Here is a 13,720-nt window from a genome sequence, read left to right as displayed (position 1 = left end):
GCCACTGGCTCCGCCCCGCAATCAACAGGCGCGACGCAGCACCCGGCAGCCGAATGGAGGCAGCACCAGTAAATCGCTCAGCGCCTCACCGCTCACCATGTCACTGTGACCACCCGGCAGAGTGACCAGGCGCTCGGCGTTGGCGAAGTTTTGCACGAATACGAACACCTGCTCACCGTCGGTGCGACACTGGGCGGTGACCCCCTCCGGCAAGGCTGGCAAGGCACGCGGCAGAGCCAGGGTCTCGATGAGATGGCCAAAGAAGTCGCGTTGGAACGCCAGATCATTTCGCGAGGCGACGTAATAGGCGCGACCTGTCCCGTGCTCGTTGACCGTCACCGCCGGATGTCCGGCATAAAAGTCACCGTCATAGCTGGCCAGGGCCCTCGCGCCTTCCAGGTGGATGAGATCGCAAAGGTGAGTGACTTCGTAAGGGCCGCAGAGTCCGGCTTCGTTGCCGGCAAAACCCGAGACGGCGTTACGTTCCTCGTCATAGAGACCGTCTATCTCCTCTGCCCAGATCCCAAGGACCGGGCGCAGCGGCCCTGGGAATCCCCCCAGGTGACAGAGATCGGTCTCGTTGACGATGCCGCTCCAGTAAGTGGTAACGAACTGCCCGCCTCGTTTGACAAAGGCGTCAACCCGTTCGGCAAAGCCATCGCGCACCATGTAGAGCATGGGGGCGATAACCAGGTCATAGCCATCAAGCGCGCAGTCGGCATTGATGACATCCACCGCCACCCCTGCCTCCCAGAATGGGCGGTAGTGCTCGGCTACCGTCTTCTCGTAGAAGAGGCCGGCATTGCGCGGCCCCTGAGCATTGTCCATGGCCCAGCGGCTCTCCCAGTCGAAAATGATGGCCACTTTGGCCTCGACGCGGCTGCCCGCGACCTCTGGCAACTTGGCCAGGATCTCGCCTAGTGCCTGTACCTCGCGGCCCACCCGGGTATCGATGTGACCAACGTGATCGACCACGGCGCCGTGGAACTTCTCGACCGAACCACGACTCTTGCGCCACTGGAAGTACTGCACCGAGTCGGAGCCGTGGGCTACCGCCTGCAAGGAGGATAGGATATGCATTCCAGGCTTCTTGAGCTTGCTGATGGGCTGCCAGTTGGTCAGGCTCGGGGTCGACTCCATCAGGAAGAAAGGTTTGCCTCCCTTGAGAGTGCGCATCAGGTCGTGATACATGGCGGTGTACGCCGCCAGGGTCGAGTCATCGCCACTGTTGTGCCAGAGGGGGTAGCTGTCCCAGGAGATGAAATCGATCTCCTTGGCCAACTGCCAGTAGTCATAGTCGTAGAAGTACTCCATGAAGTTGGTGGTGGCCGGCAGGCTCGGGTTGGCCGCCTTCAAGGGCTTGATCTCCTCGGCACAGAAATCGCTCACCTGGGCGGTATTGAAACGCTTCCAGTCGAGGTTGAGGCCGTGGATCGAGCTCTCGCCGATGGGAGACGGGGATTCGATCTGTGACCAGTCGGTGTAGGTATGGCTCCAGAAGCTGCTCCACCAGGCGTGATTGAGCGCTTCTATGCTGCCATAACGAGCCTTGAGCCAGTCACGAAAGCGCTCCTGACAAAGCTCGCAGTGGCACTCGCCACCGTACTCGTTGGAGATGTGCCAGGCGATGACACCGGGATGATGGCCGTAGCGTTCGGCCAGGGCACCGTTGATAGCTCGCACCTTGTCACGATAGACAGGCGAACTCATGCAGTGATTGTGACGGCCACCGTGCAGTGCCTTCACACGTTCCTTGCTGACCCGCAACACCTCGGGATAACGCTGGGAAAGCCAAGCCGGACGAGCACCACTTGGTGTGGCGAGGAAAACTGACACACCGCTTTCGTGCAGGCGATCGAGCACCGTATCGAGCCAGCCGAATTCATAGCGCCCCTCTTGTGGCTCCAGGGAAGACCAACTGAAGATGCCGACCGACATCACGTTGCAGCGGGTTTGCTTCATCATCTCGAGATCGCGCTCGAACACCTGGGGATCATCCAGCCACTGATCCGGGTTGTAATCAGCACCATGCAGCAGGGCGGGCACCCGTTCACTGAGCGGGGGAAACTTGAACATCACACATCTCCTAAAACGAGGGGGCGCCGGCCATGGCCGGTCGCCCTATCGGTTGAAACCGGGTCAGTTGAATACCTTGATCGAGGGGAGCACATGGCCGGAGCAGTCAAACAGCGCCTGGTTCTCCCGGGCATTGCCCTCTTTCCAGTCGTCGTTGTTGTACTTCATCCCAGCCTTGGTAGCCCAAGTGGCACCAGGGGTTGGCAGCCACGCAGGCTCCCAGTAGAAAACTCCCTTGCCACGCCCGTCCGGTACCGCCACCACGCTCTTGATCAGATCGCGCAGGAAGTCGGCCTGCCCCTGTACGCTGGCCGGGTAACCACCGTCGCTCGCTTCCTTGGCAGTAAAGTTGTTCTCGGCGTTGTCGCAGTTCTCCGTGGTGTAGCCGTAGGCGGCCTCGACCACGATCACATCCTTGCCATAGCGCTTGCTGATGTCATCCATGTTGGCCTTGAGGGCACTGATGGGGCCATTCCAGTAGGTGTAGAAGGAGAGCCCGATGATATCGAAGGGCACCTCGCGCTTGGCTATCTCGTCAAACCACCAGACGAAGGTGTCGTTCTTGGTGCCTTCGGCCAGGTGCAGCATCACCTTGATATCCTTGCCGTGCTCTTTCACCGCACGCACACCGGCCTTGAGCAGGGTGGCCAGGCGATCAAACTCGCCACCGTTCTGGCCCCAGCTCTTACCCTCCGGCCACAGCATGCCGCCGTTGATCTCGTTGCCAACCTGCACCATGTCAGGCATCACGCCGGCCTTGGCCAGGGCGTCCATGCTCTCCTTGGTGTGGGCATAGACCGCATCCGCCAACTGCTCGACCGACATGGTGCGCCACGCCTTGGGCTTGTTCTGGCGACCCGGATCGGTCCAGAAGTCGCTGTAGTGGAAATCGAGCAGGAACTTCATGCCGTGCGCCTTGGCACGCTTGGCCAGTTCGATCGTTGCGGCCAGATCGTTGTTGCCGCCGCCGTAAGGCTTGCCGTCGGCATCCTTGGGGTCCACCCACAGGCGCAGGCGGATGTAGTTGAAGCCGTTCTCCTTGAGGATGGCCATGGCATCCTGCTGCTTGCCGCTGGCATCGAAGAACTTGCCACCAAATTTCTCCACTTCGGCCAGCATGGAGACATCGGCCCCCTTGATGAACTCCTGCGGTACCGCTACTGGTTGCACCACCACACTTTCGGCAGCCACGACGTGGGCCTGCATACCCAACATGCCGGTGGCGAGCAGCGCCGCCATCACCAGCGTCTTCTTGATTTTCATGTCGAACGTCCTGTTTAACGGATTAACCTTTGGTCCCACCTGCGGTAAGACCGGAAACGAAGTACTTCTGCAAGGAGAGGTACAAGATGGCCACCGGCACCGCGATGAGCACAGCTCCCGCTGCATAGGTGGTGTAGCTGGCCCCCATCTTCTGGGCGACCAGGTTGTAGAGACCAATGGGCAGGGTGAACTGATCCGGGGTGCGCAATATGGTGCTGGCCAGGATGAAGTCGCCAAGCGGGCCGGTGAAGGAGAACAGTGCAACCACCGCAATGATGGGCTTGGAGAGCGGCATGATGATCTCGATGAAGATGCGGAAGTTGCCCGCCCCGTCCATGCGCGCCGACTCGTCGAGATCCTTGGGGATGGCATCGAGGTAACCCTTCATCAGATAGGTGTTCATCGGGATCATGCCGCCCACATAGACCAGCACCAGCGCCAGGTGGCTGTTGACCAGACCCAGCATCTGGGCCAGCACGAAGATGGCGATGAGGGCCGAGAACTGGGGCACCATCTGCAACAACAGGAACAACATCAGGCCATTTTGCCGCCCACGGAAACGAAAGCGTGAGAAGGCATAGGCAGTAAAGCTGACACTGATGAGGGTAAACGCCATGGTCAGGAAACTGATCTTCATCGAGTTCCAGTACCAGGCTGCATAGTCGATGCGACCGTCAAACAGCTCCTGATAATGAATAAAGGAGAAGTTTTCCGGGATGATCGACGTATTGAGCAGGCTGCTGCCCGGATTGAGAGAGGCTCCAACCGTCCAGATCAGGGGATAGATGATGATAACCGCGACCATGGCTAGAAGCAGGTAGCTCAGGGTCAGGCGAATGGCATTACGCTTTTTCAGACTGTGTTTGACACTCATGGCAGGGTCTCCTTACACCATGTCGTCTTGTTTGAACGAATTGGTCGCACGGAACTGCCACAGGGCGATGCCGACCACGAAGATAGAGAGCAGGATGGTGATGCTCGCCGCAATCGCATACTGGGACGATGACATGGTCAGCTTATAGATCCAGGAGACCAGGATGTCGGTCCCACCCGCGTTTGAGCCTGCCACAGCAGGGCCACCATTGTTAAACAGGTAGATGATGTTGAAATTGTTGAAGTTGAAGGTGTACTGAGTGATCAGAATCGGGGCGATCGAGTACAACACCAGAGGCAGTGTGATGGTAGTCAGTTTGTGCCATGCGCTGGCGCCGTCGATAGTGGCGGCCTCATAGAGATCATCCGGGATCGCCTGCAGTACCCCGGTGGTCATGGCAAAGACGAACGGGAAACCAAGCCAGGTTTGCATCAGGATTAGGGCCGTCTTTGTCCAGAAGGGATCTGTCATCCATGCCTTGGGCTCAATGCCAAGCGCAGCCAGGATGCCATTGTTGATCACACCAAATGTCTCATTGAACATGCCGGCAAAGACCAGAATGGTGACAAAACCGGGCACTGCCCACGGCAGGATCAGGATAGTGCGAATGAGCGGCTTGAAGCGCAGATCCTTCTGATTGACTAGGATAGCCAGCAGTACCCCGACCGTGCATTGCAGCGTGGTGGCGATCAGCGTCCAAATCACGGTCCACTGCAGCACATCGAGCAGGGTCGAACGCCACAGATCGAGCTTGAAGATGTTGATGAAGTTCTTCATCCCCACCCAGTCCACCAGCTTGGCAGGCGGAGTGTGGTAGAGATCGTAGTTGGTGAAGGCGATGGAGAAACCAAAGATGATGGGGAACACCACCACGAATACCAACAATATAAAGCCCGGGGTGATCATCAGGTAGGGGAAACCTTCGCTCAGCAACAATTGGTATTGCTTACGCACACTGGTCAGCGCTACGCCACGATCCCGGCGATCGCCGTTAACATAAGCATCACGGACGCTCCAGAAATAGATGGCGCAACCAAAGATGGCCACTAGTACGCTGATAACCCCCTTGGCCAAGAGGAAGACGGAATTGTCCCGGGGCAACTCGGTACCGAGGGTAAACAGCCCCCAGAACCCTTGAGATAGAAAATCATGGAATACGCCGAAGAAACAGGCCATGACGATGAAAAACAGGGTGCCCTTGACCCATTGCCGGTTATACCACTGACCGAGTCCCGGGATCAGCGAGAGCAGGGCGGCCACCTTGGCATGATGGGTTCTTGTACCGATCTGGGTAAGCGATCCGGAATCGACAACCACAATGTACCTCCTTTCCATTGAGAGCCCGGGCGGCCACGAACGCCGCCCGGCCCGAATTGGGCCTGTGCCCAACTTGTGTTATTGCTGCGAGTGATTGACTTCGATCTGCATGTTGATGTTCTTGACTGCACCTTCCAGTGCCGCCTTCACATCCTGCTTGCCAGTCACGCCAAGCTGCAGTGCACTGTTGGCAGGGGTCCACACCTCTTGCATCTCGGGCACGCTCGGCATCGGAGTAGCGAAACCGGCCTGAATGGCCACGGCACGGGATTTCTCGTCATTCTTGATGAGCGGATCGTCAATCAGCGCCTTGAGGGGCGGGATCTCGCCGGTCTTCTCGAAGCGGACTTTGGCGTACTCAGGCTGGTTGATGAACTCGATGAACTGCTGTGCCAACTCTTTCTGCTTGGAATAGGTAGAGATGCTGTACCCTTTCACGCCGAGGAAAGAGCGCATATGCTCGCCATTGGGCAATGTCGGCAGCGGGGCAACACCGTAGTTCACTCCCGCATCCTTGTAGGGCTGGAACGACCAGGGTCCAGTGATGACGGCCGCGGCCTTCTTCTCGGTGAACAGGGAATCGATGGCGTTAGCACCGGTCTCACCCACGATACCGGCCGGGAAAAGGCCTTCGCTGTAGAAACGCTTGAGGAGACTCACTGCATCGACCGAGCCCTGGTTGGCTAGGCCCACATCCTTGACGTTGGGCGAACCGTTGGGGTTCTGGCCGAAGATATAACCCCCCATGGCTGCAACTACACCATAGGAGTAATAAATCTCGTCAAACTTGGCGAGCAGACCGTATTTGTCCTCCCCGCGCAGGGTCTGGGAAGCCTTGATCAGCTCGTCAAAGCTCTCAGGAGCCTTGGGTAACAAGTCCTTGTTGTAGACCATGACAATGGTCTCGACCGCCTTGGGTAGGCCATAGAGCTTGCCTTCATAAGTCTGGGCATCCACCGCAGGTTTGGTGAAACCAGCAAGGTAGTCGGCCCCCGGCTTGATCTCGCTGATGAGCCCCTGCACCACGGCAGTACCAACCTGATCATGGGGCAGTACCAGTACATCCGGACCGATACCGGCCGGACCGTCCAAGCGCAGCTTCTCGATCTGCTGGGCATACGGGGTTTCGAGGATCTTCACCTTGACGTTGTGCTTGGCTTCGAACGCCTTGACAGCCTCCTCAATGCCGTTTGATTTCTTGATGTCTTCCCACACCAGAAGTTCACCGTCAGCGGCGCGGGCTAACTGGCCCAACCCCATAACGCCCAAAGACAACAACATTGCAGCAGTCAATTTGTTGATTTTCATATAATTTCCTTGTCCCCAACTCAGGTAAAAGCAGGTCTTGTCAGACCACGTAGGTAAAGTGAGTGTTACGATTCCATCCAGTCGGTGTAACTTCTGAAGATTGTTACCAATTCGGGTGTAAAACAAAGCAAAGCCACATTTCACGCCGGACTGGTCTGGCCTCTACGACACAACCTAACCACCACCTAATGCAATGAAAAATAAATGGTTTAATCCCATACATCAGATCCGGAGCAATACGCTCTATCACTTGATTTTTGCTTGGCACAGGTCTTCGGGTGCACTGGAACAGCAAAAAAGTAACGATTACACCGAATACCTCTACGGTAAGCGGTGCTTGCTCTGCCTGCCAGCAGCACATATCAAGGCTGTGATCTCATGCACAAAAGAAACAGCATTTTGTGCAACCGATTACACCAGCCTGATATAGTCCCTCTAAAGCCACAGAGTGAAACGGTGTGAAACGCCTTCTCCCTCCCAGGGCAAAAAAGCCGCAGAAGGGGTATGACCGCCCCAGCACTCGCAGCTAATGCATTTATTATCAAGGAGTTAAAGCTCATGGCGAGTATCAGACTGAACAATGTGATCAAGCGTTTTGGCAGCAATGTGACCCTACATAATGTGAATCTGGATGTAGAAGACGGTGAGTTCACCGTCTTTGTCGGTCCTTCCGGTTGTGGTAAATCCACTCTGCTGCGCATGATCGCCGGTCTGGAAGAGATTTCGGACGGCCACATTGCGATTGATGAGCAGGTGGTCAACGATGTAGCCCCAGCTCATCGCGGGGTGGCCATGGTGTTCCAATCCTATGCCCTGTACCCCCACATGACTGTGGCCGAAAATATGGGCTATGGCCTGCGGGTCAATGGTGTGGTGAAAGAGGAGATCGCACATCAGGTCAGCATGGTGGCCAAAACACTGCAACTTTCCCACTTGCTCGACCGTAAACCCAAGCAACTTTCCGGCGGGCAGCGTCAGCGCGTAGCCATCGGCCGAGCTATCGTGCGTAACCCCAAGGTGTTCCTGTTTGACGAGCCACTATCCAACCTTGATGCAGAACTCCGTGTGGAGATGCGTCTACATATCGCCAAGCTGCATCAGGAACTCAAGACCACCATGATTTACGTTACACACGATCAGGTGGAAGCAATGACCCTCGCAGACAAGATCGTGGTCATGAACTACGGCAAGGTAGAGCAGGTGGGCTCTCCGATGGAACTCTACTACAAACCAACCAACAAGTTTGTCGCCGGTTTTATCGGATCCCCCAAGATGAACTTCCTGCCCGGTAAAGTGCTTGCTTGGAGTGAAAATGAGCTGACCGTACAAGTCAGTGAGCAACAGATCCTGACTTTGCCCATAGCCACCTCTCACGTAGCAGAAGGCAGCGAAGTGACACTGGGCCTGCGTCCGGAGCATGTTGTGCCAAACGGCCAAGGCATTCACCTCACTTTTACCTGTGAAGTCGTTGAACGCCTGGGCAACAGTACCTATCTGTTTGGCCAGTGCTGCGGCGTCGATGGATTCAAACTGTTACTTGCCGGCGACAGCGCATTTAGCCCCTACCAGAAGATGGATGTCTTTTTCTCACCCGAACATTGTCTCGTTTTTGATGCAGAAGGATTACGCATCAACCACTGATTTCATCACAAGCCATGCCAGATTTGCCCCCAGCAGAGCCGGGGGCTTTTTTTTATTCATTTGTTATTAAAAGGAAAATGAGAGCTATCTCTCAGCTCCGGTGAGTTGTAATTTCGTCCTGAACTAGGCGGTGTAAAATAATCACTTAATTGTGTAAACGTTACACAAGAAGTTCCTGGCGATCAAAAGACGCGCTATAGACGTGTTGCGACGCATCAGCAACGAGTCGCCGAAGAGGTCTTCGGTCATCAATCAACCGAGTGTCATAACTCTTAATCCGTGTAATTGATTACAATGAAGACATCAAAACGACATTTTTCCATTATTCAGCGCATCGCACTGGGATTTCTTACCATCATCTTATTGCTGATTCTCTCGGTCGGGCTTTCGCTTTATACCGGACAGAGATTGGCAGCCCAAGTCAATGAGCTTACCGGACACACTGCCCCGACGTTGGTACAGAGCCGCGCGGTGACGCGTGACCTTTTCTCTCTCGATAAGAGCCTGCGAGTCGCCTTATTGCAGCCCTCTGTGGAGGATATCGATAAAGCGATAGCCCTCATGCAGCAATGGCAACAAAGCTACCAGCAAGACGCGCAGCGTCTAAAAGAGCAGACCAACAGTGATGCCGATTTACAAGAGAAGGTCTTGACGCTGGACGAGCAGCAGAGCCAGTACTGGGCACTGATAAAGCAACTTGCAACTGACTATGCCACTAATCTCTCCCATCAGCAGACGCTCAGCCGCGATAACAGACTCAATAGTGCTTTTCGAAAATTACGCGGACAACTGGATATATTGGTTGCGCCACTGGGGGCTCATCCTGCCGTGCTTACAAAAAATCAGCTGTTACAAGAGTTGGAGCTACAAACAAGTAGTGTGACAGACTCTCTCAAACAACGTGATCCCCAGCTGATTGCCAGCAAGGTTGAGCAACTCACCGCATCAGCGATGAAACTGGCTGCACTGCGCAAGCAACTCTCAGTGCAATTACGCACGCAGGAAAGTGCCTTTGGTGACTATATTGACCTTGAACAAAGTGCCGGGATCACCCTAGATAGCGTATTTGCCTTGCTCTCCGGCCCCCAAGCACTCTTGGCAAAACACCTGGAACTTTCTATGCGCAGTGAACAATTGCGCAATCAAAGCGAGCAAGCAACCCGCATGGTTGACTCACTGCTCGCAGAACTCTCTGCCATTGATGACATCGTGGACGCCCAGCTCAGTGCGCGGGTTTCACAAAGCCAGGGTATTCTGTTGCAACTGGAAATCGGGCTCTCGGTTGGGCTACTGGTTTCACTGTGTTTGAGCGCTCTTATTTTACTGCATCTGATTCGCGCCATTCGTAAACCCATGCAACAACTGCTCACAACACTGCTCTCACTAAGTCGTGGTGACATGACACAGCGAGCCATGCTGGATCGTCATGACGAACTGGGGCAAGTAGGCGAAGGGATCAATTCTTTGGCACACGAGATGAGCAATATGCTCAGCCAAGTGGTACATGCCGCCCGTTCACTCGGGGAAATGGCCGAGCTCAACCTGAGCGCACAACAAAGCGCCACCCGCCAGCTTGAGCAGCAGCGAAGTGAAACTAACAGTGTCTGCGCCGCGATGGAGGAGATGGATTATTCGGCGCGAGAAGTGGCAACCAGTGCTGAAATGGCCGAACAGACGCTGGCACAGGTGGCGAAAGAAGCCACTCAGACCAGCATGATGAGTAAGCACACTGCAGAGCGAATGAGTCGATTAGCTGACGACCTGACCAACTCCTGCCACGCCATTGAGTCAGTGCATCACTTGAGTGTCAATATCGGTGGCATTCTTGAGATCATTGAGCGGGTCACAGAGCAAACTAACCTGCTCGCGCTCAATGCGGCAATAGAAGCCGCCAGAGCCGGCGAGCACGGCCGTGGCTTCGCGGTTGTTGCCGACGAGGTACGCCAGCTAGCCCGTCATACCGCAGAGTCAACAACCCAGATCCAGTCGCACATTGCGGCCCTGCAGCAAGGGGTTACCGGAGCGGTCGAGACCATTGTCCGCTGCCACGGAGTAATGCAGGCATGTAGCCAGGACAGTCAACAAACCCGAATGATGCTTGGCGCTCTTTCAGACAGTCTTCACTCAGTGGCCGAACTGAGCAGTCGAATCGCTACAGCGGCCCTACAGCAGCGCCAAACCAGTACAGAAATAGCCAGAAACATCAGCAATATCAGCTCTATTGCCAATGAAAACCAAAAAGTGCTGGGCAATGTGGCTCATACCGGCGGGCAACTGCAAAAGCTCTCATCACAGCAGCAATCTCTGGTACAGCGCTTTGTTCTGCAAAATACCTGACCAAAACGGGAGATATCCCATGACCATGAGGACCTACTAACATGCTCAAACGTACTCTGCTTGTCGCGGCTATGCTCAGTTGCCTGCAACCTGCATTTGCCGATGATGACTCGGCGCAAACCCGTGCTCTGTTTTTACGTGGCGAGATGAACAACTGGGAAGCGTCAGCTGCCGCCAAGATGACGGTTCAGGCGATCGACCTATTGAGCGTAAAGACGCAACTGCAAGCCAGTCACGGCGCTTACAAGTTCAAGATTGCTGATGAAAAATGGAAAAGTGACACGACCTATGGCCAGGTCGATCCCACCAGCAAAGTCGAGTCAGGCAAGCCCGTGGTGGTCAAAGCCGGTTACCAGTGGGGCGATATGAAATTTACACCAGCTGCTGATGGAAGTTACACATTTACGCTTGATCGTCGTGACCCGGCCAAGGTGATCGTCACCGTCAGTAAAGATTAAATATTGCCGCACAGATAATACCGACAAATAATGCCAACCCGTAAAAATTAGCTGGCATTATGTTTCTTAAATAACAACGCCTGCTTAAGCAGGCGTTGTTATTTAAGAAACGTGGCTCGTCTTATTTCTGACTGCGCTTGACCGCCTCGACAAAGGTGGTCTTGGCCTTGGTCGAGCCAGCCCGCTCAGCTTCATCCACCAGTTTCATCGCCTTGTCGATATCACCAGCCTGCACCGCTATCTCAATCTGGGTCAGATAGAAGTTCTCCGTTTCACCCAACATGGTCGGAGTCGCGACGGCTGGCTGATTCTTTATCGCCGTTGCCGCCACAGCGCCAGCACCGGCGCCAAGCGCCATGGCACTGGGTTGCACACCTTGGCTCAATGCCAGTTTGTCGCTGTATTCTGATTTAAACACATTATCGACCCCTTCCAGCTTGGCGCGATCCACCAGCTCAATCTTGACCAATCCCCACGGGGAGTGCGGGATAACCGGATCATTGACCGGCGGCTCCTGAGTGGAGGTCGCTCGGGCAAACGCCTTAGCGGGGTGCAAAATCGTGGTCGAACCCGAGAGCTCGGTGGCCGGTGAATAGATGACCATATACGCCTCTGGCTTGAGTGCATTACGGCTTACGTAAATGGTGCCCTCAATACGGTCATTATCGAGCAGGTGTGCCGGTTTGTAACTAAACAGAGATTTGCCCAATACCCGGGTCACTTCAAAATTGCTGTTGAGCATCAATACCTGCGGCATCAAGACACTCTTGCCCACTTGGGCTGCAACCTTGACCACCATATCACCGGTATTGGTGGGCAACTGGTAGGCAGCCAGGTAACTCAACCCTTCCTGAAATTTATAAACCTGGGAAGCGCCATCAATGGTCAGCAGCGTATCGCCTTCCGCCAGAGGCTGATATTTAAGCGCCGACAGGGAAGCGCAGCAACTCTGGGCTGAAAGCAGCGCCTGTTTAGCTGCATCGGGGGAATTTAACACGGCTTCATGCGGCTGCAGGGGAACCGTCATGCTTGAACAGCCCGACAACACGACTGCCACCGCGGCGGCAAGGAGATAATTGGCCAACTTCATCGTATTTCCCTATCAAATGGTGACACAAACAAGACTGCCCCCAAAAGGGGGCAGCATGTAACAAACCCGAGTAGATATTACCACCACGCTTCAGCTTGGACACCAAAGTTCCACGCATGGTCATCGGTGTTACCATTGAAGGAATCACCTTCACCATCTGTCAGATAACTTGCATAAACACGGATTTCAGGACGAGCCATCATACTAGGGCCAGCAGACCAAGCTTGTGCCAACGTATATTTTTGACCACTTTCTTTGTCTTCAGAACCACTGGTCCAAGTTTTGGTGCGCTCGAAAGTGCCAAGCTCAACCAAGGTCTTAGTAATATCAGTCCAAGCATATGAACCACGAGCTACTGCACTAAAGAGTTCAGTATTGTCGTGCCAAGCTTGGAGTTTTTCACCCTTGCCATAAGTGAAAACATGGTTGATTGAGAAACGCTCACCAACTGGAATATCACCAGTCAAAATGACGCGGTAGCCAGTGGCATCGTCGGTTGTATGCCATACGTCATACCAACCACCACCTTGCGAGATCATATTCTGAGCCAGACCTTTATTGGCATACTGCAGTACCAGCTTTTCATTGATGCCTGAGCCATCAAAATATTGGCTGATTTCACCAGTCACCATTACCCCATTCTTTGGATCATAACTGGAGCCAGCAGATTTTTGCTCATCAGTTGGGTTGGGCATAGCGTAATCAACACCAAACTCAGTCCAAGCACCACTCCAGGGCTTTAATCCTGCATAGCGTACATCAAGGAAGTTGATATTCAGATCATTATTGGTAATGGAATTATCAATATCATTGCCGTCGGAACGGATCCAGGCAAAAGAGAATGCTCCTGGCCCTGCTTTCAGATTTTCCAAGCCTGCGCCTGCACCGGACACGTTCCAATACTTGGTGTCGATAATATGCAGATCATGACGCTGATAATAACGCTTACCAACCCACAGTATTGCATCTGGATCGCTAGCAATGAGGCCTTTAACTTTAGCATTAAACTGACGAAGACCAAATTTTGCATCATCATCTTTGGTACTTTCACCGTCATTAGAACCATCACTTTCCATGCTGACCATACTGTCTACATAGAACGAGACGCCATCTTTTTTAAACAGCTCTTGTCCAAGACCAATTTCGCCATAGGTATCATCTTCATTACCCAGGCGACCTAATAGATCCTTATTCGCTGTCTGCTGTTTACCATCTTGGGAAACACCGACCCCAGAACGGAAATAACCAGTAAAATCAACAGCGTGAGCATTCGCAGCCATCATGGCAACAGCGAGTGCAATCGATGATGTCAAATATTTGGTCTTCATGTGCGTTCCTTCCTCCGTTGTATCTATA

The 13,720-nt window shown here is 54.2% G+C and carries 10 protein-coding genes; 3 read left to right on the top strand and 7 right to left on the bottom strand.

Annotation, left to right across the window (positions count from 1 at the left end; translation table 11 throughout):
* Positions 1–21 precede the first annotated feature (21 nt).
* The 5 genes from ACTG19_RS18645 to ACTG19_RS18625 form a co-directional block, all read right to left on the bottom strand.
* Positions 22–2,076, bottom strand: a complete 2,055-nt coding sequence (locus tag ACTG19_RS18645; protein ID WP_042080910.1) for a beta-galactosidase — start codon at positions 2,074–2,076, stop codon at positions 22–24.
* Between the two features lie 63 nt (positions 2,077–2,139).
* Positions 2,140–3,339 carry a glycoside hydrolase family 53 protein gene (locus ACTG19_RS18640; protein ID WP_047434901.1) on the bottom strand — a complete coding sequence of 400 codons (1,200 nt, stop codon included), beginning with the start codon at positions 3,337–3,339 and terminating at the stop codon, positions 2,140–2,142.
* Positions 3,340–3,361: 22 nt separating this feature from the next.
* Positions 3,362–4,213 carry a sugar ABC transporter permease gene (locus tag ACTG19_RS18635; protein ID WP_042080909.1) on the bottom strand — a complete coding sequence of 284 codons (852 nt, stop codon included), beginning with the start codon at positions 4,211–4,213 and terminating at the stop codon, positions 3,362–3,364.
* 12 nt (positions 4,214–4,225) lie between these two features.
* Positions 4,226–5,530, bottom strand: coding sequence for a carbohydrate ABC transporter permease (locus ACTG19_RS18630; RefSeq protein WP_042080908.1), 1,305 nt, complete (start codon positions 5,528–5,530; stop codon positions 4,226–4,228).
* 78 nt (positions 5,531–5,608) lie between these two features.
* On the bottom strand, positions 5,609–6,838 hold the full coding sequence (locus ACTG19_RS18625; RefSeq protein WP_042080907.1) for an extracellular solute-binding protein: 1,230 nt from the start codon (positions 6,836–6,838) through the stop codon (positions 5,609–5,611).
* Positions 6,839–7,396: 558 nt separating this feature from the next.
* Here ACTG19_RS18625 and ACTG19_RS18620 point away from each other — a divergent pair.
* The 3 genes from ACTG19_RS18620 (at position 7,397) to ACTG19_RS18610 (ending at position 11,274) form a co-directional block, all read left to right on the top strand.
* Positions 7,397–8,479, top strand: coding sequence for an ABC transporter ATP-binding protein (locus tag ACTG19_RS18620; RefSeq protein ID WP_042080906.1), 1,083 nt, complete (start codon positions 7,397–7,399; stop codon positions 8,477–8,479).
* A gap of 294 nt (positions 8,480–8,773) precedes the next feature.
* Positions 8,774–10,816 carry a methyl-accepting chemotaxis protein gene (locus ACTG19_RS18615; RefSeq protein WP_042080905.1) on the top strand — a complete coding sequence of 681 codons (2,043 nt, stop codon included), beginning with the start codon at positions 8,774–8,776 and terminating at the stop codon, positions 10,814–10,816.
* A 41-nt stretch (positions 10,817–10,857) separates the two neighbouring features.
* Positions 10,858–11,274 (top strand): hypothetical protein, encoded by a 417-nt coding sequence (locus tag ACTG19_RS18610; protein WP_042080904.1) that lies wholly within the window; start codon positions 10,858–10,860, stop codon positions 11,272–11,274.
* A 121-nt stretch (positions 11,275–11,395) separates the two neighbouring features.
* On the opposite strand, the gene ACTG19_RS18605 is transcribed toward ACTG19_RS18610, so the two are convergent.
* Entirely contained in the window at positions 11,396–12,364 is a 969-nt protein-coding gene (locus ACTG19_RS18605) for a MalM family protein (RefSeq protein WP_042080903.1), read from the bottom strand.
* A gap of 77 nt (positions 12,365–12,441) precedes the next feature.
* The gene (locus tag ACTG19_RS18600) at positions 12,442–13,692 is read right to left on the bottom strand and encodes a maltoporin (RefSeq protein WP_042080902.1); all 1,251 of its coding nucleotides are present in this window, start codon (positions 13,690–13,692) and stop codon (positions 12,442–12,444) included.
* Positions 13,693–13,720 lie beyond the last annotated feature (28 nt).

The sequence above is a fragment of the Aeromonas sp. 3P genome (assembly GCF_051919745.1).
GTDB lineage: Bacteria > Pseudomonadota > Gammaproteobacteria > Enterobacterales > Aeromonadaceae > Aeromonas > Aeromonas veronii.
The sequence above is the reverse complement of the archived record's forward strand: the minus strand, read 5'-3'. Positions and strand labels throughout refer to the sequence as shown.

Excerpts from the sequence above, each read along its gene's own strand:
- ACTG19_RS18645 (WP_042080910.1), bottom strand. The coding sequence starts at position 2,076 with ATGTTCAAGTTTCCCCCGCTCAGTGAACGGGTGCCCGCCCTGCTGCAT.
- ACTG19_RS18640 (WP_047434901.1), bottom strand. The coding sequence starts at position 3,339 with ATGAAAATCAAGAAGACGCTGGTGATGGCGGCGCTGCTCGCCACCGGC.
- ACTG19_RS18610 (WP_042080904.1), top strand. The coding sequence starts at position 10,858 with ATGCTCAAACGTACTCTGCTTGTCGCGGCTATGCTCAGTTGCCTGCAA.
- ACTG19_RS18615 (WP_042080905.1), top strand. The coding sequence starts at position 8,774 with ATGAAGACATCAAAACGACATTTTTCCATTATTCAGCGCATCGCACTG.
- ACTG19_RS18635 (WP_042080909.1), bottom strand. The coding sequence starts at position 4,213 with ATGAGTGTCAAACACAGTCTGAAAAAGCGTAATGCCATTCGCCTGACC.
- ACTG19_RS18625 (WP_042080907.1), bottom strand. The coding sequence starts at position 6,838 with ATGAAAATCAACAAATTGACTGCTGCAATGTTGTTGTCTTTGGGCGTT.
- ACTG19_RS18620 (WP_042080906.1), top strand. The coding sequence starts at position 7,397 with ATGGCGAGTATCAGACTGAACAATGTGATCAAGCGTTTTGGCAGCAAT.
- ACTG19_RS18600 (WP_042080902.1), bottom strand. The coding sequence starts at position 13,692 with ATGAAGACCAAATATTTGACATCATCGATTGCACTCGCTGTTGCCATG.
- ACTG19_RS18605 (WP_042080903.1), bottom strand. The coding sequence starts at position 12,364 with ATGAAGTTGGCCAATTATCTCCTTGCCGCCGCGGTGGCAGTCGTGTTG.